20 protein-coding genes are annotated in these 25,252 nt (G+C 58.9%); 14 read left to right on the top strand and 6 right to left on the bottom strand.

The genetic code is table 11. The features are described 5' to 3' along the window. The 7 genes from ispG to F8N85_RS01790 all read left to right on the top strand — a co-directional run bounded on the left by ispG (position 1) and on the right by F8N85_RS01790 (position 8,100). Positions 1-1,110 carry a flavodoxin-dependent (E)-4-hydroxy-3-methylbut-2-enyl-diphosphate synthase gene (gene ispG / locus F8N85_RS01820; RefSeq protein ID WP_150801987.1) on the top strand — a complete coding sequence of 370 codons (1,110 nt, stop codon included), beginning with the start codon at positions 1-3 and terminating at the stop codon, positions 1,108-1,110. Between the two features lie 37 nt (positions 1,111-1,147). Next, positions 1,148-2,437, top strand: coding sequence for a histidine--tRNA ligase (hisS, locus tag F8N85_RS01815; protein WP_150801986.1), 1,290 nt, complete (start codon positions 1,148-1,150; stop codon positions 2,435-2,437). A 40-nt stretch (positions 2,438-2,477) separates the two neighbouring features. Then, positions 2,478-3,119, top strand: a complete 642-nt coding sequence (locus F8N85_RS01810) for a tetratricopeptide repeat protein (RefSeq protein WP_150801985.1) — start codon at positions 2,478-2,480, stop codon at positions 3,117-3,119. Further along, positions 3,112-4,263, top strand: a complete 1,152-nt coding sequence (gene bamB, locus F8N85_RS01805; protein ID WP_150801984.1) for an outer membrane protein assembly factor BamB — start codon at positions 3,112-3,114, stop codon at positions 4,261-4,263. Before F8N85_RS01810 ends, bamB begins: the two co-directional genes overlap by 8 nt. Positions 4,264-4,499: 236 nt before the next feature. Further along, complete coding sequence (der, locus tag F8N85_RS01800; RefSeq protein WP_150801983.1) at positions 4,500-5,969, top strand: ribosome biogenesis GTPase Der; 1,470 nt, start codon at positions 4,500-4,502, stop codon at positions 5,967-5,969. A gap of 203 nt (positions 5,970-6,172) precedes the next feature. Beyond that, entirely contained in the window at positions 6,173-7,321 is a 1,149-nt protein-coding gene (locus tag F8N85_RS01795) for a pyridoxal phosphate-dependent aminotransferase (protein ID WP_150801982.1), read from the top strand. Continuing rightward, on the top strand, positions 7,309-8,100 hold the full coding sequence (locus tag F8N85_RS01790) for an amidohydrolase (protein ID WP_150801981.1): 792 nt from the start codon (positions 7,309-7,311) through the stop codon (positions 8,098-8,100). The genes F8N85_RS01795 and F8N85_RS01790 overlap by 13 nt, the downstream gene beginning before the upstream one ends. Positions 8,101-8,305: 205 nt before the next feature. Here F8N85_RS01790 and leuA read toward each other — a convergent pair whose 3' ends face one another. From leuA to F8N85_RS01765, 4 genes are all read right to left on the bottom strand, one after another. Further along, positions 8,306-9,979, bottom strand: coding sequence for a 2-isopropylmalate synthase (leuA, locus tag F8N85_RS01785; protein ID WP_150801980.1), 1,674 nt, complete (start codon positions 9,977-9,979; stop codon positions 8,306-8,308). Between the two features lie 487 nt (positions 9,980-10,466). Continuing rightward, positions 10,467-11,288, bottom strand: a complete 822-nt coding sequence (locus tag F8N85_RS01775) for a M23 family metallopeptidase (protein ID WP_150801979.1) — start codon at positions 11,286-11,288, stop codon at positions 10,467-10,469. A gap of 3 nt (positions 11,289-11,291) precedes the next feature. Then, positions 11,292-12,671 carry an exodeoxyribonuclease VII large subunit gene (xseA, locus tag F8N85_RS01770; RefSeq protein ID WP_150802189.1) on the bottom strand — a complete coding sequence of 460 codons (1,380 nt, stop codon included), beginning with the start codon at positions 12,669-12,671 and terminating at the stop codon, positions 11,292-11,294. Between the two features lie 164 nt (positions 12,672-12,835). Beyond that, positions 12,836-13,744: a LysR family transcriptional regulator gene (locus F8N85_RS01765; protein WP_150801978.1), complete on the bottom strand. Its 909-nt coding sequence runs from the start codon at positions 13,742-13,744 to the stop codon at positions 12,836-12,838. A 101-nt stretch (positions 13,745-13,845) separates the two neighbouring features. Here F8N85_RS01765 and F8N85_RS01760 point away from each other — a divergent pair, with 101 nt between their 5' ends. From F8N85_RS01760 to guaA, 4 genes are all read left to right on the top strand, one after another. Further along, positions 13,846-14,613, top strand: a complete 768-nt coding sequence (locus tag F8N85_RS01760; protein WP_150801977.1) for a sulfite exporter TauE/SafE family protein — start codon at positions 13,846-13,848, stop codon at positions 14,611-14,613. An 86-nt stretch (positions 14,614-14,699) separates the two neighbouring features. Then, entirely contained in the window at positions 14,700-15,248 is a 549-nt protein-coding gene (locus F8N85_RS01755) for a sugar ABC transporter ATPase (RefSeq protein ID WP_150801976.1), read from the top strand. A gap of 208 nt (positions 15,249-15,456) precedes the next feature. Further along, on the top strand, positions 15,457-16,926 hold the full coding sequence (gene guaB, locus F8N85_RS01750; protein ID WP_150801975.1) for an IMP dehydrogenase: 1,470 nt from the start codon (positions 15,457-15,459) through the stop codon (positions 16,924-16,926). A 104-nt stretch (positions 16,927-17,030) separates the two neighbouring features. Then, a complete protein-coding gene (gene guaA / locus F8N85_RS01745) occupies positions 17,031-18,608 on the top strand; it encodes a glutamine-hydrolyzing GMP synthase (RefSeq protein ID WP_150801974.1) in 1,578 nt (525 codons plus the stop codon). Positions 18,609-18,715: 107 nt separating this feature from the next. On the opposite strand, the gene F8N85_RS01740 is transcribed toward guaA, so the two are convergent. Then, positions 18,716-21,757, bottom strand: coding sequence for a membrane-targeted effector domain-containing toxin (locus F8N85_RS01740; RefSeq protein ID WP_150801973.1), 3,042 nt, complete (start codon positions 21,755-21,757; stop codon positions 18,716-18,718). 267 nt (positions 21,758-22,024) lie between these two features. Between F8N85_RS01740 and F8N85_RS34780 the strand changes: the two genes are divergently transcribed. Both F8N85_RS34780 and F8N85_RS01730 read left to right on the top strand, forming a co-directional pair. Next, complete coding sequence (locus F8N85_RS34780) at positions 22,025-22,303, top strand: hypothetical protein (protein WP_150801972.1); 279 nt, start codon at positions 22,025-22,027, stop codon at positions 22,301-22,303. A 4-nt stretch (positions 22,304-22,307) separates the two neighbouring features. Beyond that, positions 22,308-22,826, top strand: a complete 519-nt coding sequence (locus tag F8N85_RS01730; RefSeq protein WP_150801971.1) for a helix-turn-helix transcriptional regulator — start codon at positions 22,308-22,310, stop codon at positions 22,824-22,826. 10 nt (positions 22,827-22,836) lie between these two features. On the opposite strand, the gene treR is transcribed toward F8N85_RS01730, so the two are convergent. After that, a complete protein-coding gene (gene treR, locus F8N85_RS01725) occupies positions 22,837-23,541 on the bottom strand; it encodes a trehalose operon repressor (protein ID WP_150801970.1) in 705 nt (234 codons plus the stop codon). A 203-nt stretch (positions 23,542-23,744) separates the two neighbouring features. On the opposite strand from treR, the gene treP reads away from it, so the two are divergent. Further along, positions 23,745-25,187, top strand: a complete 1,443-nt coding sequence (gene treP, locus F8N85_RS01720) for a PTS system trehalose-specific EIIBC component (RefSeq protein ID WP_150801969.1) — start codon at positions 23,745-23,747, stop codon at positions 25,185-25,187. Positions 25,188-25,252 lie beyond the last annotated feature (65 nt).

Here is a 25,252-nt window from a genome sequence, read left to right as displayed (position 1 = left end):
ATGCACGGCGAATCTCCAATCAAACGTCGCGAGTCCCGCAAGATCTGGGTCGGCTCGGTACCGGTGGGCGGCGATGCGCCGATCGCGGTGCAGAGCATGACCAACAGCGACACCAATGATGTCGCGGCCACCGTCGCCCAGATCAACCGCCTGGAAGCCGCCGGTGTCGATATCGTGCGCATTTCGGTGCCCGATATGGACGCCGCCGAAGCCTTTGGCCGGATCAAGCAACTGGTCAAGGTGCCGTTGGTTGCCGATATCCACTTCGACTACCGGATCGCTCTGCGCGTGGCCGAACTGGGTGTCGACTGCCTGCGGATCAACCCGGGCAACATCGGTCGTGAAGATCGGGTGCGGGCCGTGGTCGATGCCGCGCGCGATCGCGGGATCCCGATCCGTATCGGGGTCAACGCCGGTTCCCTGGAAAAAGACCTGCAGAAGAAATACGGCGAGCCGACCCCGGCCGCGTTGGTGGAGTCTGCACTGCGTCACGTCGAACACCTTGAGCACCTGAATTTCAAGGACTTCAAGGTCAGCGTAAAGGCCTCCGATGTGTTCATGGCCGTCGAAGCCTATCGCCTGCTGGCCAAGGAAATCGTGCAACCGCTGCACCTGGGCATCACCGAAGCCGGTGGTTTGCGTTCAGGCACGGTGAAATCTGCCGTGGGCCTCGGTATGCTGCTGGCCGACGGGATTGGCGATACTATCCGCATCTCGCTGGCGGCCGACCCGGTCGAGGAAGTGAAGGTCGGCTACGACATTCTCAAATCCCTGCACCTGCGGTCCCGTGGTATCAACTTCATCGCCTGCCCAAGCTGTTCGCGGCAGAACTTCGATGTGGTGAAAACCATGAATGAACTGGAAGTGCGCCTTGAAGATCTGCTGGTGCCGCTGGATGTCGCGGTGATCGGTTGCGTGGTGAACGGTCCGGGTGAAGCCAAAGAGGCGCATATCGGCCTGACCGGTGGTACACCGAACCTGATTTATATCGACGGTAAACCGGCGCAGAAATTGACGAATGACAATCTGGTGGATGAGCTGGAACGGCTGATCCGCCAGAAAGCGGCCGAAAAGGTCGAAGCCGACGCAGCGCTTATCGCGCGCGGCTGAGCCTGACTAAAGAGCCGAACGAATTTAAGGATTTTAAGTGAGTAAGTCTTTGCAAGCCATTCGTGGCATGAACGACATCCTGCCCGAGCAGACTCCCCTGTGGCGTCATTTCGAAGGTACCGTCTCGCGTCTGCTGGATAACTACGGTTACAAGCAGATCCGGATGCCGATCGTTGAATTCACTGAGCTGTTCAAGCGCTCCATCGGTGAAGTGACCGACATCGTCGAAAAAGAGATGTACACCTTCGCCGACCGCAACGGTGATTCCCTGACGCTGCGCCCCGAGGGCACCGCGGCCTGCGTGCGCGCAGTGCTCGAGCACGGCATCACCGGCGGTGGCCAGGTGCAGAAACTCTGGTACATCGGCCCGATGTTCCGTCACGAGCGTCCGCAGAAAGGCCGTTATCGCCAGTTCCACCAGATCGGTTGCGAAGTCTTCAACCTCGACGGTCCGGACATCGATGCCGAGCTGATCGTGTTGACCTGGCGCCTGTGGGGCGAGCTGGGCATCCGTGAGGCGGTCAAGCTCGAGCTCAACAGCCTGGGCACCAGCGAGTCCCGCGGTCGTTATCGCGAAGCGCTGGTGGAGTACCTCTCGGCTCGCCTGGATCAACTGGATGAAGACAGCCAGCGCCGGTTGAAAACCAACCCGTTGCGTGTGCTCGATACCAAGAACGCCGAGACTCAAGCCGTGCTGGCAGACGCGCCGAAAATGGCCGATTACCTGGACGAAGAATCCCGCGTGCACTTCGAGGGCCTCAAGGCTCGCCTGGATGCTGCCGGTATTCCATATGTGATCAACCCGAAGCTGGTGCGCGGGCTGGATTACTACAGCAAGACCGTCTTCGAATGGGTCACCGATCAACTGGGCGCCCAGGGCACGGTCTGTGCCGGTGGCCGTTACGACGGCCTGGTCGAGCAGATGGGCGGCAAGCCGACCCCGGGCGTAGGTTTCGCCATGGGTATCGAGCGTCTGGTACTGCTGCTGGAAACCCTGGAAAAGATCCCGGAAGAAATCTCCCGTCAGGTCGATGTCTACCTGTGCGCCTTCGGTGAAGCCGCCGAACTTGCGGCCCTGACCTTGAGCGAGCGGGTACGCGATCAATTGCCGAACCTGCGCCTGCAGATCAATGCCGGCGCCGGCAGCTTCAAAAGCCAGTTCAAGAAAGCCGACAAGAGCGGTGCGCTGTATGCACTGATTCTCGGTGACGACGAATTGTCCCGTCAGGTGGTAGGTTTCAAGCCACTGCGTGGCCAGGGCGAACAACAAAGCATTGCCTGGGATGCGCTTGCTGCACACCTGGCCACCTGCGTCGTGCAGGGTTGAAGCTGTCAAACAGCCGATTTAGCGAATAAGGAGTATTGGGGTGTCGAGTAGCGAAGATGAACAACTGGCGGATTTGAAGGACTGGTGGACGCGTAACGGCAAACCTCTGCTCACTGGCGGCCTGTTGGCGCTGGTCATCGTGTTCGGCTGGCAGGCTTTTCAGAAGTATCAGAACAACCAGGCGCAAGGCGCCTCGATGCTCTATCAGCAATTGCTGGAAACCACCCTGACCCCAGACGGCAAGCCTGATCCCGCCCGCGTTGCGGACCTGGCCGGCAAGTTGAACAACGAGTTTGGCGGCAGCGCCTACGCCCAGTACGGCAGCCTGTTCGTGGCGAAAGTCGCGGTCGAAACCGGCAAGCTGGATGACGCGGTGAAGGAACTCAAGGCCGTGGCCGACAAACCGGCCAACCCGACCCTGGGTGAAGTCGCCCGTCAGCGCCTGGCTCAGGTGCTGGCAGCACAGAACAAGACCGACGAAGCCCTGAAACTGCTCGAAGGCGATACCGACAAGGCATTCCTGGCCACTCGTGAAGAGCTTAAGGGTGACCTGCTGGTCCAGTTGGGTCGTACCGACGAAGCCTATGCTGCGTATCAAAAGGCCAAGGCTGCGTTGTCCGATGAGGCGGCGGTTGGTGGCTTACAAATCAAGCTGGACGACCTGGCCAAAGGGGATGCGTGACGTGATTCGTTGGAAACATGCAGCATTGCTGGCTCTGGCCGTTCTGGCCGCGGGTTGCAGCAGCAACAGCAAAAAAGAATTGCCACCGGCTGAGCTGGTCGACTTCAAGGAAGAAGTGGTCCTGCAGAAGCAGTGGAGCCGTTCGATCGGTGATGGCCAGGGCAAAACCTACAACATGTTGGTGCCGGCTATTGATGGCGACACTATCTACGCAGGCGATGTCACCGGCGTGGTCATGGCGCTGGATCGCAGCAACGGCGACGTGAAATGGAAGAAAGATCTCGAACTGCCTGTTTCCGGCGCCGTTGGCGTGGGTTACGGGCTGGTCATGATCGGTACGCTGAAAGGCGAAGTGGTAGCGCTGGATTCGAGCAGCGGTGAAGAGAAATGGCGCGCTCGCGTGACCAGTGAAGTACTCGCGCCGCCTGCCACCAACGGTGACGTGGTGGTGATTCAGACTCAGGATGACCGTCTGATCGGCCTCGACGCCGCCACTGGCAATCAACGCTGGGTCTACGACAGCACTCCGGCGGTCCTGACCCTGCGCGGTACCAGTGCGCCGATCGTCACCAACCGCCTGGCGGTTGCCGGCTTGTCGACCGGTAAAGTGGTCGCGCTGGATATCTCGAACGGCGTGCCGGTCTGGGAACAACGCGTTGCCATCCCGCAAGGTCGTTCGGAGCTGGATCGCGTGGTCGACATCGACGGTGGTCTGCTGTTGTCCGGCAGCACCCTGTATGTTGCCAGCTATCAAGGTCGCGTTACGGCTTTGGATCTGGATAGCGGTCGTCCGCTCTGGCAGCGTGATGCTTCCAGCTATGCAGGCGTCGCTCAAGGTTTTGGCAGCGTTTACGTGAGCCTGGCCTCGGGCACCATGGAGGGCGTCGACGAGCGTTCCACTACGGCGTTGTGGACCAACGACTCGCTGGCCCGCCGTCAACTCTCGGCACCGGAAGTGTTTTCCAGCTACGTCGCAGTCGGTGACATGGAAGGCTACCTGCACCTGTTGAGCCAGGTGGATGGCCGTTTCGTCGGTCGTGAGCGCATCGACAGCGATGGCCTGCGTGCGCGTCCGCTGGTAGTGGATGATACGATTTATGTGTATGGCAACAGTGGCACGCTGGAAGCCCTGACCATCAAGTAAGAACTATGCTTGGGGTTTAACCCCCAAGCGGCTTCACCTGTGGGAATGAATGTGGGAGCGAGCCTGCTCGCGATGGACGTCAACGATTACGTTTGCGGCCTGGATGAACGCGGTGCCTATGCGTTTTTCGCGAGCAGGCTCGCTCCCACAAAAAGCACCACAGTGATTGCCCCGAGCACCAGCCGCTGCCCAGCAGCGGCTTTTGTATTTTCTGAAATAACGAAGTGGAGAGCCGCATGGTTCCCGTAATCGCCCTGGTGGGCCGACCGAACGTCGGCAAGTCCACCTTGTTCAACCGCCTGACCAGGACCCGTGACGCCATTGTTGGCGACTTGTCCGGTCTGACCCGTGATCGCCAGTACGGTGAGGCAAAGTGGCAAGGGCGTTCCTACATTCTGGTCGACACCGGCGGTATCTCCGGTGACGAGCATGGCATGGACGAAAAGATGGCCGAGCAGTCGCTGCTGGCCATTGAAGAAGCCGATGTCGTCCTGTTCCTGGTAGACGCCCGCGCCGGTTTCACTGCTGCCGATCAAATGATTGGCGAGCACCTGCGCAAGCGCGGCAAGCGTTCCTATGTGGTCGCCAACAAGGTCGACAACATCGACCCTGAGATGGCCCGCGCCGAGTTCAGCCCATTGGGCATGGGCGACGCGATCCCGATCGCCGGTGCCCACGGCCGTGGCATCACGCAGATGCTGGAAATCTGCCTGCGCGATTTCCCGAAAGACGAAGAAGAACCGCTGGAAGGCGAAGAAGAAATCGTTGCCGAAGGTCAGGAAGCCAAGCGCATTCCAGGCCCGAGCGAAAAAGACGGTATCAAGATCGCCATCATCGGTCGTCCGAACGTCGGCAAGTCGACCCTGGTCAACCGTATGCTCGGTGAAGACCGGGTTATCGTGTATGACGAGCCCGGCACCACCCGCGATAGCATCTACATTCCCTTCGAGCGTAACGAAGAGAAGTACACGCTGATCGATACCGCCGGTGTGCGCAAGCGCGGCAAGATCCACGAGGAAGTTGAAAAGTTCTCGGTGGTGAAAACCCTGCAGGCGATCAAAGACGCCAACGTGGTGGTGTTCGTCATGGACGCCCGCGAAGGTGTGGTCGACCACGACCTCAACCTGCTGGGCTTCGTCCTGGAAGCTGGTCGCGCGCTGGTTATCGCACTGAACAAGTGGGATGGCATGGAGCCAAGCGAACGCGAGTTCGTGAAGATCGAGCTGCAACGTCGGTTGTTCTTCGTCGACTTCGCCGACATCCACTTCATCTCGGCCTTGCACGGCACGGGTGTGGGTAACCTGTATCAGTCGGTGCAGAACTCGTTCAAGTCCGCGGTCACCCGCTGGCCGACCAACCGCCTGACCCAGATCCTTGAAGATGCGGTCGGCGAGCACGCGCCACCGATGGTCAACAACCGTCGGATCAAGCTGCGTTATGCCCACTTGGGTGGTGCCAACCCGCCGATTATCGTGATCCACGGTAACCAGGTGGAAAAGGTTCCGAAATCCTACGTCCGTTACCTGGAAAACACTTACCGCCGTGTCTTGAAACTGGTCGGCACGCCGATCCGTATCGAGTTCAAAGGTGGCGAGAACCCGTACGAAGGCCTGAAGAACACGCTCACCGACCGCCAGGTCAACAAGAAGCGTCGTTTGATGACTCACCACAAGAAGGCCGAGAAGAAGCGTAAAGACAAACGCTGATTTTGTAGGAGCTGGCGGAGCCTGCGATCTTTTGATCTTCGGCGGTGTGATTGCTGAAAAGATCGCAGCCTGCGGCAGCTCCTACAAGGTTCGGTAATGAAAGGGGTGCTCACCAGGGCGCCCTTTTTTTATGGGCGTCGGATGGGCTATCCTCGGGCTCTCCCGTGCCGCCGTAGAGCCGGGTGTCGAGCAGGGAACCACCGATGATCACCAGCAAGCTGCCGAATGTCGGCACTACCATCTTCACTCGTATGTCGCAGCTCGCGGTGGAAACCGGCGCGCTCAATCTGTCCCAGGGCTTCCCCGATTTCGACGGCCCCAAGGCCCTGCGTGATGCCGTTGGCCGGCATATCGCCAGCGGCCACAACCAGTATGCACCGATGACCGGCCTGCCAGCGCTGCGCCAGCAAGTCGCGGCCAAGATCGCCCGCAGCTATGGCTGCACAGTGGACGCCGACACTGAAGTGACCATCACCCCCGGCGCGACTCAGGCGATTTTCTGTGCCATTCAAGCGCTGATCCACCCCGGTGATGAAGTCATAGTGTTCGACCCGAGCTACGACAGCTATGAGCCCTCGGTGGAACTCGCCGGTGGCCGGTGCGTGCATGTGCAGTTGGGTCTGAATGATTTCGCCATCGACTGGCAGAAGCTCGGCGAAGCGCTGAGCCCGCGTACGCGGATGATCATCCTCAATTCTCCACACAACCCCAGTGGCGCGCTGATCAGTCGGGCCGAACTGGATCAACTGGCAGACTTGATCCGCGATCGCGACATCTACCTGATCAGCGACGAGGTCTATGAGCACCTGGTGTTCGACGGTGTGCCCCATGCCAGCGTACTGGCCCATGAGGAACTGTATCAGCGGGCTTTTGTGGTCAGTTCGTTCGGCAAGACTTACCACGTCACGGGCTGGAAAACCGGCTACGTGGTCGCACCGCCGGCGCTCACCGCCGAGCTGCGTAAAGTGCATCAGTACGTGAGCTTCTGCGGCGTGACGCCGTTGCAGTATGCCTTGGCCGACTTCATGGCCGAGCACCCTGAGCATGTCGAGGAACTGCCTGCGTTCTACCAGGCCAAGCGCGATCTGTTCTGCGATTTGCTGATGCCTTCGCGGTTCAGTTTCACTCGAGTCGCCGGCACCTATTTCCAGTTGGTCGACTACTCGCAGATTCGCCCGGACCTCAATGATGTCGACATGGCGCTATGGATGACCCGCGAGCACGGCGTGGCGACAATTCCGGTCTCGGTGTTCTACCAGAACCCACCGCAAGGGCAGCGTCTGGTACGCCTGTGTTTTGCCAAGCGTGAGGAGACGCTGCGTGAAGCGGCGGAAAAACTATGCGTGATCTGAGTGCATTACCCAACCTTAACGTCGCGCTGATTCAGACGACGCTGGCCTGGCATGACCGTCAGGCCAACTTCGAACATTTCGAGCAACTGCTGGAACAAGCCCGGGGCGCAGATCTGATCATCCTGCCGGAGATGTTCACCACCGGTTTTTCCATGGAGTCCGAGACCCTCGCCGAGCCGGAAAACGGTCCTACCAGCAAGTGGTTGCGCAGCCAGGCGAAAAAACTCGATGCGGTGATTACCGGCAGCCTGATCGTCCAGGCCGCCGATGGCAGTCATCGCAATCGCCTGTTGTGGGCGCGTCCCGACGGTGAAGTCTGGCACTACGACAAGCGCCATCTGTTCCGCATGGCCGGTGAGCACAATCACTTCACTCCGGGCGAGCGCCAGGTACAGTTCGAGCTCAAAGGCTGGCGGGTCCGGCCGTTGATTTGCTATGACCTGCGCTTCCCGGTGTGGAGCCGCGATGCTCAGGACACCGATTTGCTGCTGTACACCGCCAACTGGCCTGGCGCACGGCGTCAGCACTGGAATCGCCTGTTGCCGGCGCGCGCAATCGAAAACCTCTGCTACGTGGCGGCGGTGAATCGGGTGGGCACCGATGGCAAGGGCTTCGCCTATACCGGCGACAGCCAGGTGCTGGATTTCCAGGGCGAAACCTTGCTTAGCGCCGGTGAGGCGGATGGGGTGTTTCAGGTGGTTCTGGATGCGGCGGAACTGGCGGCTTATCGCAAGCGCTTCCCGGCAAATCTGGATGCCGATACCTTTCAGTTCACCTGAGATAGTCGTTGCCAGTCAGGCCCTCATCGCGAGCAAGCTCGCTCCCACAGTGGATTTTTGGTGTGCACACGATCTGTGTTCACATCGGTCAAATGTGGGAGCGCGCTTGCTCGCGAAGAGGCCATGACAGGCAACACAAAAAGTGCAGGCAAACAAAAAGGCCCCGAGGTTCTCACCCCGGGGCCTTTTGTATTTCAACGACTGGTTACGCCGCTTCTTGGGCTTGTGTCTGGCTCAGGGAGCGGTTCAGCGCGCTGAACAGGGCCTTGAAGCTGGCGGTGGTGATGTTTTCATCGATACCCACGCCGTGGACCGCGCGTTCGCCATTCACGCGCAGTTCAATGTAGGCCGCAGCCTTGGCATTGGTACCCGCGCCGATCGCGTGTTCGTTGTAGTCCATGATCTCCACGGCAATCGGCAGACCGGCCACCAGGGCTTCCAGGGCGCCATTGCCCTTGCCGCGCCAGTGCTGGGTTTCGCCGTCGCAGTGAACCTCGACGTCGACCGCGCTGTTGCCGTTTTCTTCCTGCAAGCGATGGCTGACCAGCGCGTAAGGCAGGTTGGCCTGCAAGTACTCGCTGTGCAGCAAGGAGTGGATTTGCTGGGCAGTCATTTCCAGGCCGAGGCGATCGGTTTCACGCTGTACCACCTGGCTGAACTCGATCTGCATGCGACGCGGCAAGTTGATGCCATATTCCTGTTCCAGCAGGTAAGCGATACCGCCTTTGCCCGACTGGCTGTTGACGCGGATCACCGCCTCGTAGCTGCGACCGATGTCGGCCGGGTCGATCGGCAAGTACGGCACTTCCCACAGCGCGTCCGGTTTCTGTTGCGAGAAGCCTTTGCGGATGGCGTCCTGGTGCGAGCCGGAGAACGCGGTGTGAACCAGGTCGCCGACATACGGGTGACGCGGGTGCACCGGAATCTGGTTGCACTCTTCAACGACTTTGCGCACGCCGTCGATATCCGAGAAGTCCAGTTCAGGGTGGATGCCCTGGGTGTAGAGGTTCAACGCCACGGTGACCAGATCGACGTTACCGGTGCGCTCGCCGTTGCCGAACAGGCAACCTTCGACGCGATCGGCACCGGCCATCAGGCCCAGCTCGGTGGCTGCAACGCCAGTGCCGCGGTCGTTGTGGGTGTGCAGGCTGATGATCACGCTGTCACGACGGTTGATGTTCCGGCCGAACCACTCGATCTGGTCGGCATAGATGTTCGGCGTCGCGCATTCGACGGTGGCCGGCAGGTTGAGGATCATCTTGTGCTCAGGCGTCGGGTTCCAGACCTCGATCACTGCATCGCAGACTTCCTTGGCGAATTCCAGTTCGGTGGCGCTGAAGGTCTCTGGCGAGTATTCGAACGTCCACTCGGTGTCCGGCTGCTGGGCGGCATATTTGACGAACAGCTTGGCGGCGTCCACGGCAATTGCCTTGACCCCGTCCTTGTCCTGATTGAAGACAATCTTGCGGAAGGATGGGCTGGTGGCGTTGTACAAGTGAACGATGGCTTTTTTCGCGCCGCGCAGGGATTCGAAAGTGCGCTCGATCAAGTCTTCACGACCCTGGGTCAGCACCTGAATGGTGGTGTCGTCCGGAATGTGGCCGCCTTCGATCAAGGTACGGACAAAATCGAAGTCGGTTTGCGAAGCGGCAGGGAAGGAGGCTTCGATCTCCTTCACACCCACGGCGACCAGGGTCTTCCAGAAGCGCAGCTTCTTGACTGCGTCCATCGGCTCGATCAGCGACTGGTTGCCGTCGCGCAAGTCGGAGCTGCACCAGATCGGCGCGGCGGTGATGGTTTTCGAAGGCCAGGTGCGGTCCGGGATATCAATGGTCGCAAATGCGCGGTACTTCGAGGACGGGTCTTTGAGCATGGTCATCAGGAAATCCCTATGGTGTTGGCCGAAAAGAGGCGGCCTGCCGTTAAATCATTTTCTATGGATGTAGCTGGGGACGAGGCACCGCGATTCACCCTGGCAGTCGTGCACTGACGAGGCAGAGGCTGCGGTGTTGGCGTCGCTGAATGAGGGTGTGAGAGGTTTTCATGCCTTCAACCCTAACCATTGGGATGAAGGATGGCAAGCAGGTGAAAAAAATTGAGATAAGTTCTGATTTTTTGCGGTTAATCGAGATTTTGTAGCGCTGGTTTGAACTTGTCGTTGGTTAAATTGCGCTGATGTCTAAAGGTCAGCAATTGAGTTTTAAAGGACTGGCCAGGCTTTGCTGCGATGTTGGCTGTGAGATTGCTATCGCGAGCAAGCCCGCTCCCACAATTAGTCCTGCGGTGCTCACATCATTGTGAATATGCACAGATTAAGTGTGGGAGCGAGCTTGCTCGCGATGAGGCCCTTTGCCTCACCACAATCCTCAGGGCTGAAATGCCCCAATGAAAATCGCCGGATCCACCCGGGCATCATTCAGGCTGATGTTCCAGTGCATATGCGGCCCGGTCGCCCGCCCCGTGGAGCCGACTTTGCCGACCACGCCACCACGGGCCAATTGCTGGCCGACCTTCACGTCGATCTTCGACATATGGCAGAACATGCTGATAAAGCCCTGGCCGTGGTCGACGAACACCGTATTGCCGTTGAAAAAGTAATTGCCGACCAGGATCACCTTGCCGCCAGCCGGGGTCTTGATCGGAGTGCCGGCGGGCACGGCGAAGTCCAGCCCGGCGTGGGGGTTGCGTTCTTCGCCGTTGAAAAAGCGGCGCACACCAAACTTGCTGGAAAGCGGTCCGTTGACCGGTTTGTCCAGCAGCAGGTTGCTCGGAGTGTTTGGGCTGAAGCTGCGGTAGGCGCGTAGCTGTTCGGCCAATTCAACTTCGATGCGTTGCAGGTCCGCCGGGTCAGGATTGACCTGCCGTTTGTTCTTCAGGGTGATGCGCTGTTCCGGGTATTTCTTGGCGACAACGGTGAAATTCACACTGCGCCCGCCGGCACTGATCTGCTGGCTGCCGGGTTTGACGGTCAAGGGCACGCCGACAATCGCCAGCCAGTTGTTCTGTTCCTTGACCACCAGCAACGGTTTGCCCTGATAGCTGGCCTTGGGGGCCTGAGTCGAGGGGCCGAGATCGACCACCGCCACGCCACCGGGCACCGGTTTGTTCAACAGGCGGGTGATGTAACTGTCGGCATGGGCGTTGAAGGCCAGGCACAGCAATAGCAGGGAGCAAAGAAAACGCGGCATGAATCAATCCAGTAAAGAAAGGGTGACAGGCGTCAGGTGGTTGTCTTCGACGCGCACCTGCAGTTCGCCTTCGCCGAGTTTGGCCTTCAGGCGCTGACCGGGGTGGGTCTGGGCGGCGCTGCGAATGGCCTGGCCGCGCTCGTCCAGCAGGATGCTGTAACCACGAGCGAGGGTCGCCAGCGGACTGACCACATGCAGCGTTTGCATCTGGCTCTGCAGTTGCAGGCGACGGCCCTTCAGGCCTTCGCGCATCGCCCGGGGCAAGCGTTCGGCAAGGCTGTCGAGGCGCTGGCGCAGCAGGGCCAGCTGGCGCCCTGGATGCTGCCCGGCGAGACGGGTTTCCAGGCGGATCAAGCGCTCGCGGCGGGTATTGAGGCTGCGCTCGAACGCGCGGCGCATGCGCATGTCCAGGTCGTCCAGGCGTTGCGCTTGCTGGCGCAGACGTTCACCGGGATGACGCAAGCGCCGAGCCATGCCTTCCAGGCGCAGGCGATCACGCATCAGACGGTCACGGATGCGCATCACCAGGCGGCGGTGCAGACTTTCGACCCGGCGCTGCAGATCGCTGGAGTCCGGCGCGAGCAGCTCGGCGGCGGCGGAGGGCGTCGGTGCGCGGACGTCGGCGACGAAGTCACTGATCGACACATCGGTTTCATGGCCGACGGCGCTGACGATCGGTGTCACGCAGGCATCTATCGCACGGGCAACGGCTTCTTCGTTGAAGCACCAGAGGTCCTCCAGCGAACCGCCGCCGCGGGCCAGGATCAGCGCGTCGAAGCCGCGGGCGTCGGCCAGTTTCAATGCGCGGACGATCTGCGCCGTGGCTTCGCGGCCTTGTACGGCGGTCGGGATCAGGGTCAGTCGGACTTGCGGCGCGCGACGGCTGAAGACGCTGATAATGTCGCGTATCACCGCGCCGGTCGGCGAACTGATGATACCGATACGTTGCGGGTGGGCGGGCAGCGGCACTTTGCGCTCAGCGCTGAACAGGCCCTCGGCACTGAGCTTTTCCTTCAGTGCATCGAATGCCAGGCGCAGCGCGCCGTCACCGGCCGGCTCCACGGTATCGAGTATCAGCTGATAGTCGCCCCGGCCTTCGAACAACGACACCTTGCCGCGCACCTTCACTGCCAGGCCATCTTTCAATGCCTGACGAACCCGCGCAGCGTTCTGCCGGAACAGCGCGCAACGCACCTGCGCGCCGCTGTCCTTGAGGGTGAAATACACGTGGCCGGAAGCCGGGCGGGCGAGGTTGGAGATTTCGCCTTCAACCCAGATGTTGCTGAACACATCTTCCAGCAACACCCGCGCACGGCCGTTGAGCTGGCTGACAGTCAGGACTTCGCGGTCGAGGCCGAGTCTTGCAAAGGGGTCTTTAATCATGGGGCGCATGATAAAGGCATTCGACCAACAATCTCTACGTTCACGCAATCCCCCCGTAGGAGCTGCCGCAGGTTCGGGCCGCGTTCGGACGATCTTTTGATCTTCGGCGTCGTACCTGTCAAATCGGGGAGTCTGTTGGAAAAGATCGCAGCCTGCGGCAGCTCCTACAGGAGACCGTGTAAGGCGTGGCTGAAGTGTTGGACGAATTGCTCCACCAGTGGTGTCGGATGCTGGCGGTAGGCGAGGGCGATGGTGCTTTGGCAGTCCGGGTCGGCCAAGGGCAGGAAATGAATGTTCGCCGGGGCGATGTCTTGCATCGACTCAGGGAGCAGGGCAATACCGAAACCGGCCTGAATCAATTGCAGTTGCGTGGTCTTGCGCGACACTACGCGGGCGGCCTTGGGAAAAAAGCCCTGGCGCATGCATAGCTCTGCGGACAAATAGCTGAGTCCACCCCGTTGCGGATGGGGGATGGAGATAAATGGCTGGTCCTTGAGGAGCGCGAGGTCGATGCCTTGCTCAGGTGTATTGATTGTCAAAGGATGGTCGGGCGGTACTGCAAGCAAGAGACGTTCGCTATAGAGCGGCACAATCTGTACCCCATCGCGCTGGCGCAATACCGGCAAGCGCAACAGACCGATGTCCAGCCGACCCTCGGCCAGTTCTTCAATTTGCACGTCGGAAGAGAGTTTCACTATGTCCATGGATACGCCGGGACAGTGCTCCAGATAACCACTGATGCCTTGCAGCAGGCATCCGCTCATCGGCACTGTGCTGGAGTGGCTCAGGCGCAAGGTGCCGAGTTGGCCGTTGCCCACCTGGGTTGCCATTTCGCTGGCCTTGTTCAACTCGCTCAAGAGGTTTCGGGCTCTTGGATAAAAAGCCTCGCCGGCGGCCGTCAGGCGCGGTTGGCGAGCAGTACGTTCGAACAGAGGCGTTTGCAGTTTGCCCTCAAGCTCCTTGATTTGTCGACTCAGGGCCGATTGCGCCACGAACAAACGCTCGGCAGCGGCACTGAAGCTGCCGGACTCGGCGATCTCGACGAAATAACGCAGTTGACGGGTGGAAATCATGAGTCATGCCTTTTTGAGATGGGTTGGCGGCTATGAAGATATTAGTCGCAAGGCTCGCCACTCTCTAAAGTCATTCGCAAAGGACTAAGGAAGTCGTACTGATGAGCGTTATCGCACTGTTGAACCAATGGCCGTTCAGCCCGGTGGATTGGTTGCTGATCGAGCTCGGCGTTGCGCTGGCTTACATCGTGTTCGGCGTCGCCGGTTTCGGCACGGCGCTGGTGGCCGGGCCGATTCTGATTCTGTTCCTGCCGCTGTCGAAGATCGTGCCACTGCTGGTGCTGCTGGATTTTGTCGCGGCGTTTGGCAACTTGTTGCCGTCGCGGCGGGAGGTGGCCAGGCCCGAGTTATTGCGCTTGCTGCCGTGCATGGCAGTAGGCTGCACCTTGGGAGTGATCTTCCTGCTCAACCTCAAGTCCGATGTGTTGCTGTTGTTGATGGGGTTGTTTATCAGTGCCTATGCGATTTATAGCCTCGCGGTGAAGATTCGCCCCACTCGGCTGGCCGCTGGTTGGGCGATTCCGATGGGCACGGTGGGCGGGCTGTTTGGAGCGTTATTCGGCAGCGGCGGCTTTTTATATGCGATCTATTTGAACAGCCGCTTGCCCAAGGATGCGGCGCGGGCGACTCAGAGTGCATTGATCAGTTGCAGCACGGTGGTGCGTTTGAGCCTGTTTTTGCTCGCCGGGGTTTATGCCGAGCTACCCTTATTGTTACTGGCCCTGTGTTTACTGCCGGCAATGGCGTTGGGCTTGTGGATCGGCCGCCGCTTGATCATGAAGCTGTCCCGCGAGGCGTTTGTGCGCCTGGTGACCTGGCTGGTACTGGCCAGCGGGATTGCCTTGATCAGCCGTTATCTGAGTACTTGACCTCAGGGTGCCAGGGATTAAGCTGCCGGCCCCCAGATCCAAGTGGCATCATTGGTCATTATTCAGAATTGCTCCAGGCCCCACCCATGAATTCCCAAAGCATTATCGTCCCGAAAATTTCCACACTGCCGGTGCACGAACCCCGGGCTCGGGCAATCGTGCGTTGGCTGGTGCGCAAGAACATCATCGAAGCCGAGCTGACTACCTGCGGTCGCACCGGCAACCGCATGGCCCATGCCATTGCGCCAGGTGCCCGCGATGTGGTGCTGCACCCGGAGGCGTTGCCTTTCGGTGAGCCGATCAACGGCCTGGAGATCATCACCAAGCGCTGCATTTACACGCCGGCCAAGGGCTTTCTCGAAGAAGCCGGTTGCGCCGAATGCCGAAAGGAAGTGGGCGAAGCCCTGTTCGACAGCCTGGAAGACTGGATGCCCGGGCGCACCGACAACTTCACCTGCCCGGAATGCGGCCATGAAGACGATATAAACGGCTATCTGTTCTTGCAGGAATGCGGCTTTTCCAACCTGGGTTTTATCTTCAATAACTGGGCCGAGGCGGGATTCAAGCAGAGCTTTATCGACGAGTTCGCCGATTGGCTTGATCAGCCTGTTACGTGGGTAAAAGTAGAACTGTAGGAGCTGCCGCAGGCTGCGATCTTTTCAGTGGATCATGATGTTTTGAAGAGGGGCAAAGATCAAAAGATCGCAGCCTTCGGCAGCTCCTACGGGAGCGGTGATACCCGTATATCCGCAATGCCGATAATAGGCCAAGGTTTACATTGAGATACGGGGGGTGTCTGAGTATAATGGCGCGCTTCCATTTTCCCGCTCGGGAGCCCCCGCGATGCTGCGTATCAGCCAAGAAGCTCTGACATTCGACGACATTCTCCTAGTGCCCGGTTATTCCGAGGTGCTTCCTAACGAAGTCAGTCTCAAGACCCGCCTAACCCGTGGCATCGAGCTGAATATTCCTCTGATTTCCGCCGCCATGGACACCGTTACTGAAGCCCGTCTGGCCATTGCCATGGCTCAGGAAGGTGGTATCGGCATTATCCACAAGAACATGACCATCGAGCAGCAAGCTGCCGAAGTGCGCAAGGTCAAGCGTTACGAGGCCGGCGTGGTCAAGGACCCGATCACCATCGAGGCCGAAGCCACCGTCCGTGAGCTGTTCGAACTGACTCGCCTGCACAACATCTCCGGCGTTCCGGTGCTGCACGATGGCGATCTGGTCGGCATCGTCACTTCCCGTGACGTGCGTTTCGAAAACCGTCTGGACGCTACTGTCCGCGAAGTGATGACGCCTAAAGAGCGTCTGGTCACGGTCAAGGAAGGCGCCGACAAGAACGACGTTCGCGAGTTGTTGCACAAACACCGCATCGAACGCGTGCTGATCGTTGACGACAAGTTTGCCCTCAAAGGCATGATGACCGTCAACGACATCGAAAAAGCCAAGGCCTACCCGCTGGCCAGCAAGGACGACCAAGGTCGTCTGCGTGTCGGCGCGGCAGTCGGTACCGGTAAAGACACCGGCGACCGCGTCGCTGCTCTGGTCAATGCCGGCGTTGACGTGGTGGTAGTCGATACCGCCCACGGCCACTCCAAAGGCGTGATCGACCGCGTTCGCTGGGTCAAGGAAAACTTCCCGCAAGTGCAGGTCATCGGCGGCAATATCGCCACCGGCGCCGCAGCCAAGGCGTTGGCTGAAGCCGGCGCCGATGCAGTCAAGGTCGGTATCGGCCCTGGCTCGATTTGCACCACGCGCATCGTTGCCGGTGTCGGCGTGCCGCAAATCAGCGCTATCGCCAACGTTGCCGCAGCCCTTGAAGGCACCGGCGTTCCATTGATCGCCGACGGCGGCATCCGTTTCTCCGGTGACCTGTCCAAGGCCATCGTGGCCGGTGCTTCCTGCGTGATGATGGGCTCGATGTTCGCCGGTACTGAAGAAGCTCCAGGCGAGATCGAACTGTTCCAGGGTCGTTCGTACAAGGCTTACCGCGGCATGGGTTCGCTGGGTGCGATGTCTCAGGCCCAGGGTTCCTCCGACCGCTACTTCCAGGACTCCTCCGCGGGTGCCGAGAAGTTGGTGCCGGAAGGTATCGAAGGCCGCGTTCCGTACAAGGGCAGCCTGAGCGCGATCATCCATCAACTGATGGGTGGCTTGCGTTCTTCGATGGGTTACACCGGCAGTGCCGACATCGAAGAAATGCGCACCAAGCCTGAGTTCGTGCGCATCACCGGCGCTGGCATGGCTGAATCCCACGTCCATGACGTGCAGATCACCAAAGAAGCTCCAAACTATCGCGTAGGTTGATAGTGATCGCCTTCAGGTTCAGTCCTGAAGGCGATTGATGACTTTAGTAACCGGGGCTGTTTTCTTCAGCCCCGTGTCGTTTCTGAAATTAGACGAGAATGACCATGGCCCTCGACATTCACGCCCACCGCATCCTGATCCTCGACTTCGGTTCCCAGTACACCCAGCTGATTGCCCGCCGCGTGCGTGAAATCGGCGTGTACTGCGAACTGCATCCGTTTGACATGGATGACGAAGCGATTCGCGAATTCGCCCCGCGCGGGATCATCCTCGCCGGCGGCCCTGAGTCCGTACACGTCGCCGACAGCCCGCGTGCACCGCAAGCCGTCTGGGACCTGGGTGTACCGGTCTTCGGTATCTGCTACGGCATGCAGACCATGGCTGAACAGCTGGGCGGTCGTGTGCAAGGTTCGGATCTGCGTGAGTTCGGTTACGCCCGCGTCGACGTGGTCGGCAAGAGCCGCGTACTCGACGGCATCGAAGACCATGTCGATGCCGATGGCGTCTTCGGCCTTGATGTATGGATGAGCCACGGCGACAAAGTCTCCGAGATCCCGGCAGGTTTCCACATTCTGGCCAGCACCCCGAGCTGCCCGATCGCCGGCATGGCCGACGACACCCGTGGCTACTACGGCGTGCAGTTCCACCCGGAAGTGACCCACACCAAGCAGGGCGGTCGCATCCTCTCGCGCTTCATTCTCGACATCTGCGGCTGCGAAGCCCTGTGGACGCCGTCGCACATCGCTGACGACGCTATCGCCAACATTCGCGCCCAGGTTGGCACCGACAACGTTTTGCTTGGCCTGTCCGGCGGCGTTGACTCTTCGGTAGTGGCTGCGCTGCTGCACAAGGCTATCGGCGACCAACTGACCTGCGTCTTCGTCGACAACGGCCTGCTGCGCCTGCACGAAGGCGAGCAGGTCATGGCCATGTTCGCCGAGAACATGGGCGTCAAAGTGATTCGCGCCAATGCTGCCGACCAGTTCCTCGATAACCTCGCTGGCGAGTCGGACCCGGAGAAGAAGCGCAAGATCATCGGCCGTACTTTCATCGACGTGTTCGATGCCGAATCCTGCAAGCTCGACAACATCAAGTACCTGGCCCAGGGCACTATCTACCCGGACGTGATCGAGTCGGCAGGCGCCAAAAGCGGCAAGGCCCACGTGATCAAGTCCCACCACAACGTGGGTGGCCTGCCGGAAGAAATGAACCTCAAGCTGGTTGAACCCCTGCGCGAGTTGTTCAAGGACGAAGTCCGTCGTCTGGGCCTGGAACTCGGCCTGCCGTACGACATGGTCTACCGCCACCCGTTCCCGGGCCCGGGCCTGGGTGTGCGCATCCTCGGTGAAGTGAAGAAGGAATACGCTGACCTGCTGCGTCGCGCGGACCACATTTTCATCGAAGAACTGCGCAAGGCCGACTGGTACCACAAGGTCAGCCAGGCCTTTGTGGTGTTCCAGCCGGTGAAATCGGTTGGTGTGGTTGGTGACGGTCGTCGTTACGCCTGGGTCGTGGCCCTGCGTGCGGTGGAAACCGTCGACTTCATGACCGCCCGTTGGGCGCACCTGCCGTACGAACTGCTGGAAACCGTCAGCGGCCGGATCATCAATGAAATCGAAGGCATCTCCCGCGTCACCTACGACGTGTCGAGCAAGCCGCCAGCGACCATTGAGTGGGAATGATCCTGCGCTAGCGCCCTGGTAAACAGGCCGCTAATCGATCAAACAAAACCCCGGCTCAGGCCGGGGTTTTGTTTTTTTCGTTTTACTTCTGCTGAGTGAACAGGCAATCAACGGACGAATTTCATGCCCATATGTTCGAGGGCGCTGACAAACTCCGCGAGGCTGGAGAAACGTTGGCCGCTGACCGACCAGTTGGCGCGCTCTATATAAATATGTCCTCGATCACTTTTGATAGCGGTACGCACGATGGAGCCGTCGTTGCTGCGGTGAACCAGAAACGGTTTGCCTGAGGTATGTTCAAGGGCAAACATGCCTCGCTTTGGCAGACGCGTTTCAAGAGGTAGAGACGGTGCAACCGGTTCAGCGACTTCGATTTGCAATCTCAGATCATTGTGCACTCGAACTTGCTTCAGTTCGTTGGTGGCGAACCTTCCCGGGTCCACTTCAATGCCGCTGGATTGTCCCGGTGCAACATCCTCGATACGCAAACCGATCCCGCCTTCCAGTTCACTGAGCCCCGGCACGCCATCGAAGTTATTGGCATGGCTCTCGCCGACCAGGGCAACCCAGTTATGGGATCCCCGCGCCGCTTGATCGGCGTTGATGATGAGGCGGGAGAAGTAATTCATCATGAGTTGCCGGGAGTTCTGAGACGCCTCTTGCAGGCCGGTGACTCGGTAACTGCTCATGCAGTCGATGGCCTGAATGCGAATATGGTTTTTTTGAGCGGATTTGACGACTTCAAGAAAGGTATACCGCCCACTGGGGTCGGTGTGATGACCTTTATCCAGCTCTTTCAGGTAACGCTCGAGGTCTTCCGGCATTTTCCCGCTGCGGGCGAACGTATTGAGGTCCACCTGATGAAAGTCCGTCAGCAGATGTTCCATATAGAGCGTTTTGATTTTTTGTTTGGCCAGTAACTCCATGTTCTCGATCAGGAATTGTTTGCTGCCGACGGCGGAGTGATTTTCGCCGATCACCAGGGCGCGACTGTTCTCGAAAATTCGCTTGATGATGTCCTTGGCTTTGGTGGCGGGATTGAATAAAGGGATTTCTACCCTGGCTGGCAAGTCTGGATGGGCAAAGTAGGCCGAGGCGTCCTCGTACAAACTTTTTCGCAACGACTTGAACGTTGATAAGGCGTCCTCGGAGGTGGTCAGATTGGCACTATTGTCACTCAGGTGCCTGTCCAAAACACGACCATTGGCGGCCTCTTTCAATTCTTCTCGCAACGCCGCAGGCACATCGTATGCCGTGGGGGGCAGTTTGGCATCGGGCAGCGTTCCGCTGGCTTGCCCCCAGGGCATTTTACCGAAAATCCGGCCGCCACCTTTTAAACCAGTACCGGTGATCGGCTCCCACTCGTTATAGGCGGCATTCAGGCGTACCGGAACATTGCGGTAGAAAGAGTAGGGGTTTGCCGGATCGATGATGACCCAGCTGTTCATCTGGGCCACATAGCGCACCTCGAAATGACTGGAGGAACCGTCATGGCGCATCAAAATGTAGTTTTTGCCTTTAGGTGTTTGAAGAATGCCAAAGTACTTTTTTTCCTCGAAGTCCAGACGGGTGGGCTCGGTGATTTCGGTCTTGAAGGGCGTGAGAGAATCGAGCTGCTCGAGCGGGTAAACGCGGCCGGGGGTTAGTTCTTCGAGGGTGGGGAGGGAGGCTTGAGGAATAGCGGCTTCAGCCAGTTTTTCTTCGGGGGCGATGAATTCATTGGCCTCGGCAATCTCCGGCAGTGCACCGCTGCCTTTGAGGAAAGTGGCATTGAACAGTGTGTCCACCGCTGTGAATATGGCGCCAATGACGGCCGCTTTGCGTTCCGCGAGGGTGTTGGCGTTTACCGCTTGCTCGATTTTCAACCCGACGTTGGCAATACCGGCCCCCACCACGACAAGCGCCACTGGCCAACCGACGGCGGCCAACGGACCAAAAAGCCGGTTGAAGGCATTGAGGTAGCCTATCCACAGTTTCTTTCTCAATTCACCATTGGAATGCATCAGGTAATTGGCATCACTGATCATCCGCACCTGTGTTGCCTGGCTCAAAAAGGTGAAAGCATCTGTGGTGATTTTTTCATCCGTGGAATTGATCAGGTGATGATTGTCGTGTTGCCAGGTGCTGAAGAGCAGATCCAGCATTGCGTTCAGCCCTACTTGCTCGTGATCGGGACGCTCTTTGCGTATTGGTAGCAGGGTTGCCAAGCCCAGAGGGCTAACCCCTTCAAGCACCGACAACCAAAAATCGGTATTGACGTTGTCCTGGGTGATCTCGTGGTCCGCCAGTTGAAAATGCGACATCAGTCGCTGTCGTCCGGCAGTGTCCTTGGCCAATGACAATAGCCACCAATGCAGATCCCTGGGCGTTTCGAAGGCGTGAAACCCCCATGTTTCCCCTGGTACGTAGATAATTTGCCGACCATTACGATCAATGATGCGCAGAATATCGGTCGCGAAGAATTCGCCTATTTCGAGTTTGCAAATGCGCAACCCATCGATCGCCGGGGCGTCCGCTTGCAACATGTCGAAGGTGACCGGCCAGGAAACGTTTCCGGCTACGGCCTTGATGACTGTCCTGAAATTATCGTCAGACAGCCTTCCGCTTTCCCGGTCTTCCATCGCTTTGGCAATAAAACTGCACTTGGCCAATGCCCTGAAATGTCCTGCGTGGTTTTTCCAGAATGACGCCAGTTTATCGTTGTAGCGCACTTTGAAATTGATCGCCCAGAGGTCATTGAGTACCTCATTGCCATGCAGGCGGATTTCGTTGGTTTCATTGTATGTCCCGGCATCCGGACCGACGTGGTAAAAACCGCCGTAGACGTCGAGCAGGTCCGCATTGTCCTGATCATGAACATCGAAGCGTTTGATCACCAATTGCGGCAGGGTCAGCGATTGATGGGGGATGCCAAAGTGCTCCCAGCCGGTAAAGGCCTTGGGGTTGCTCGCTGTGGTGTTGTTGAAACGATGCCAGTAGACCGTTTCCGGCTCAATGTTGTGAATGCCGTGCTTGTCGAGAATCTCTTGGGCGGCTTCCCGGGCCATGGAATACATATCCGGGCAGGCATTCACCAGCTCGGGAATCAATGCCTTGAGCTTCATCGCGTCAGCGGCATTGGGCAGGGATGGGGTTTGATTGCTGTTCATATTTCTCTTCCTTGAGAAAAACTGGAAAGCCAAGTTTGGCAAAAAATCAGGAAGGCAGAATGGGTTTTGTGTAAGGAGAAAAAACTTTCGCAATACCCTGAAAGACATGGGCCAAGCCCACGGTCAGCCTCGTCTGTACGCTCTCCAGACAATCCTCCAGCCCTGTCCGAGCGGCCTTCGCAGCTCAAGCTTCGTGATTTGTGTCGGTGGACTTTTATGGTTGTCGGTTGACAACCGTTCGGTTCTTAACGAGACTGGAGGCTATGGATGGCTCGTGCATCTCACCCAAAAAAAGAAATCGAAATGGCCCTGCGTCACGCCGAAGAGCGAGGCTGGCGGATAGAAGTCGGCGGCAGTCACGCCTGGGGAAAGATCTACTGCCCTTTCAGGCATGATCTCTGTCGCTGTGGTGAGTTCTGTATCACCAGCGTATGCAGCACGCCGAGGAACTCTTTCAATCACGCGAAGGCATTACGGCGAGTGGTTGATAACTGTACGACGCAGCAGGTGACTGATGGGAAATCAGCACCTCGACTCAAGGAGTAAATCAATGGACTACATTTTCACCCTCAAGTATCAACTCGCGCAGTGCGATTGCGATCCCGACGAGTTGGTCGAACGGCTATACACGGCAGGCTGCGATGATGCCTTAGTCGGTATCGGATTGCCGGGCCGCTTGGCATTGGAGTTTACCCGCGAGGCCGTGACCGCCGAAGCGGCGCTGTTGAGCGCGCTGATGGACGTCAAACGCATCATTCCTGACGCTCGTTTGGTGGAGGTGGCACCGGACTTCGTCGGCCTGACGGATATTGCCGACATCGTCGGCGTTTCGCGGCAGAACATGCGCAAACTGATGCTGACTCATTGCAACAGCTTCCCGTTGGCCGTGCATGAGGGCAAGGCATCGGTCTGGCATCTGGCTGAGGTACTGAGCTGGCTGGATATGAAGGGCGGCTACAGCCTTGAACAACCGGTGATCGACGTCGCCCGTATCGCGCAAAGCGTCAATCTCGTCAAGGAATCCCGCCGGGTTGTTGCCTTGGGCGCCGAGTGGCAGGCGCTGGTTTGACACACCCCGCTCAGCGACGCGCCACGTCCGAAAAGTAGAATTTGTCCAGGGTATGCCGCGACTCGGTGTACTCGAACTGCCGGCCGTCCTGCAAAAAGGTCTGGTTACTCACCACGATCACATGGCTCTGGCCGTCGAGGTCCAGGTGCTGTTGGTCATCCTTGCCCCGCGGTACGGCTTCGATGGTGCGCTGCGCATAGCTGATCTGCAGCTGCAGGGTCTGTTCGATGAAGGCATAGATCGAGTGTTCGGCGATCTCGCGGTCCAGCCCCGGGATCAGCTCGGCGACGAAGTGGTTGATGTCGAGAATCACCCGTTTGCCATCGATTCGCCGTACGCGTTTGATCCGGGTGATCAGGCTGCCTTCTGGCGCCTGGATGTGTTCGAGCAGGGCGCCCTCGAGGGGGATCTGGCTGAACTCCACGACCTCGGTGCTGACGTCATTGCCCAGCCGTGGGTAGGTTTCCTGGAAGCTGACGATTCCCCCCAACTGCAATTCGATCGGTGCCGGTGACAGGACGAAAGTGCCCTTGCCATGGACTTTCTGTGCGAAGCCGCGCTCCTGAAGTTGCTCGATGGCCTTGCGCACGGTGCCGCGGCTGGCCTGGTAGCTGTCCATCAATTCGGTTTCCGAGGGCAACCTGGCGCCACGTTCCAGACGTTCGGTGGTGATGCTGGCAAGCAGATCGGTGTAGATCTGGTTGTATTTACTCATGGGGATGGCTCTGTGCCGCTGTACTCAAGGCTTGGAACCTTAAGGGCAGGGCTGGGGTTTGTCCATTTATGGGTGATCATATAAATATTTCGTGACTCGTCTGTACGAGTTGTTGCTTTAACTCGTACAGACGAGTACTTTTCGTTTCGGCGTGCTGCCAATAACGCTCTCCAATAACAAGAAGCTAAAACGGAAGAAAAAGCATGAGCCACGACTACCCGACGATCGCCGGCGAGATCCTGCAAAGCCTCGGCGGTACAGACAACCTCGAACAGGCTGCGCACTGTGTGACCCGCCTGCGCCTGGCGTTGACAGACCCAAGCCTGGTCGACAACGCCACCCTGAACCAGATCGACCTGGTCAAAGGCTCGTTCTTCACCGGCGGTCTGCTGCAAATCGTCATCGGCCCCGGTGAAGTGGAGAAGGTCTACGCCGCGTTGCGCCAGCAGACCGGCCTTGCGGCCTCGACCATCGCCGACGTCAAACAGAAAAGCGCCGAGAAGATCAACCCCATGCAGCGCCTGGTGCGGGTGTTCTCCGATGTGTTCATGCCGATCCTGCCGGCGCTGATCATTGCCGGCCTGCTGATGGGCATCAACAACCTGATGGGCGCCAAGGGCATGTTCATCGAAGGCCAGACCCTGCTGGAGGCCTACCCCAATCTGAACGGTGTCTGGAGCCTTATCAACCTGATGGCCAACACTTCGTTCGTGTTCCTCCCGGCATTGGTCGGCTGGTCGGCGGCCAAGCGTTTTGGTGGCAGTGAAATCCTCGGCATTGTGCTCGGCCTGATGCTGGTCCACCCGGATCTGCTCAATGCCTGGAACTACGGCAAGGCGGTCTCTGGCCTCGACGGTCAGAGCTTGCCGTACTTCGACATCCTCGGTCTGTTCCAGATCGAGAAGGTCGGGTATCAAGGGCAGATCCTGCCGATCCTGCTGGCGGCCTGGGTCATGAGCACTATCGAGAAATGGTTGCGGGCGCGAGTACCGAACGCCATTCAGCTGTTGGTGGTGCCGATCACGACCATCGTGGTCACCGGTGTGTTGGCGCTGGCGGTGATTGGTCCGGTCACCCGGCACCTGGGGATCCTCATCACCGAAGGTATGGTCCTGCTGTTCGATCTGGCGCCAATGGTCGGCGGGGCGATCTTCGGTCTGCTCTACGCGCCGCTGGTGATCACCGGTATGCACCACATGTTCCTCGCCGTGGACCTGCAGTTGATCTCGACCCAGGGCGGCACCTTCATCTGGCCGATGATCGTCATGTCCAACCTGGCCCAGGGCAGCGCCGCGCTGGCGGTGTTCACCATGACCCGCAATGTGCGGGATAAAAGCATGGCCTCGACCTCGGCGATTTCTGCCTACTTCGGCATCACCGAACCGGCCATGTTCGGGGTCAACCTGCGCTACAAGTTTCCGTTCTACGCCGCCCTGATCGGTTCGGCGCTGGGCTGCATTTTCCTGTCGATGAACAAGGTCCAGGCCTCGGCAATTGGCGTCGGCGGGCTACCGGGTTTCATCTCGATCATTCCGCAATTCATCCCGATGTTCGTGATCGGCATGGTGATCGCGATGGTGGTGCCGTTTGTGCTGACGTGTGGGTTGAGCATGAAGATTGTCCGGCCTGGATACCGGGTCGCCTGATAGATCGCTATCGCGAGCAAGCTCGCTCCCACAGGGGTATGCATTTCAAATGTGGGAGCGGGCTT

This window comes from Pseudomonas fluorescens, assembly GCF_902497875.1.
GTDB classification, from domain to species: Bacteria; Pseudomonadota; Gammaproteobacteria; order Pseudomonadales; family Pseudomonadaceae; genus Aquipseudomonas; species Aquipseudomonas fluorescens_BR.
This window is presented reverse-complemented; position numbering and strand designations above follow the sequence as displayed.

Excerpts from the sequence above, each read along its gene's own strand:
- ispG (WP_150801987.1), top strand. The coding sequence starts at position 1 with ATGCACGGCGAATCTCCAATCAAACGTCGCGAGTCCCGCAAGATCTGG.
- bamB (WP_150801984.1), top strand. The coding sequence starts at position 3,112 with ATGCGTGACGTGATTCGTTGGAAACATGCAGCATTGCTGGCTCTGGCC.
- der (WP_150801983.1), top strand. The coding sequence starts at position 4,500 with ATGGTTCCCGTAATCGCCCTGGTGGGCCGACCGAACGTCGGCAAGTCC.
- F8N85_RS01795 (WP_150801982.1), top strand. The coding sequence starts at position 6,173 with ATGATCACCAGCAAGCTGCCGAATGTCGGCACTACCATCTTCACTCGT.
- F8N85_RS01790 (WP_150801981.1), top strand. The coding sequence starts at position 7,309 with ATGCGTGATCTGAGTGCATTACCCAACCTTAACGTCGCGCTGATTCAG.
- leuA (WP_150801980.1), bottom strand. The coding sequence starts at position 9,979 with ATGACCATGCTCAAAGACCCGTCCTCGAAGTACCGCGCATTTGCGACC.
- F8N85_RS01775 (WP_150801979.1), bottom strand. The coding sequence starts at position 11,288 with ATGCCGCGTTTTCTTTGCTCCCTGCTATTGCTGTGCCTGGCCTTCAAC.
- xseA (WP_150802189.1), bottom strand. The coding sequence starts at position 12,671 with ATGATTAAAGACCCCTTTGCAAGACTCGGCCTCGACCGCGAAGTCCTG.
- F8N85_RS01765 (WP_150801978.1), bottom strand. The coding sequence starts at position 13,744 with ATGATTTCCACCCGTCAACTGCGTTATTTCGTCGAGATCGCCGAGTCC.
- F8N85_RS01760 (WP_150801977.1), top strand. The coding sequence starts at position 13,846 with ATGAGCGTTATCGCACTGTTGAACCAATGGCCGTTCAGCCCGGTGGAT.
- F8N85_RS01755 (WP_150801976.1), top strand. The coding sequence starts at position 14,700 with ATGAATTCCCAAAGCATTATCGTCCCGAAAATTTCCACACTGCCGGTG.
- guaB (WP_150801975.1), top strand. The coding sequence starts at position 15,457 with ATGCTGCGTATCAGCCAAGAAGCTCTGACATTCGACGACATTCTCCTA.
- guaA (WP_150801974.1), top strand. The coding sequence starts at position 17,031 with ATGGCCCTCGACATTCACGCCCACCGCATCCTGATCCTCGACTTCGGT.
- F8N85_RS01740 (WP_150801973.1), bottom strand. The coding sequence starts at position 21,757 with ATGAACAGCAATCAAACCCCATCCCTGCCCAATGCCGCTGACGCGATG.
- F8N85_RS34780 (WP_150801972.1), top strand. The coding sequence starts at position 22,025 with ATGGCTCGTGCATCTCACCCAAAAAAAGAAATCGAAATGGCCCTGCGT.
- F8N85_RS01730 (WP_150801971.1), top strand. The coding sequence starts at position 22,308 with ATGGACTACATTTTCACCCTCAAGTATCAACTCGCGCAGTGCGATTGC.
- treR (WP_150801970.1), bottom strand. The coding sequence starts at position 23,541 with ATGAGTAAATACAACCAGATCTACACCGATCTGCTTGCCAGCATCACC.
- treP (WP_150801969.1), top strand. The coding sequence starts at position 23,745 with ATGAGCCACGACTACCCGACGATCGCCGGCGAGATCCTGCAAAGCCTC.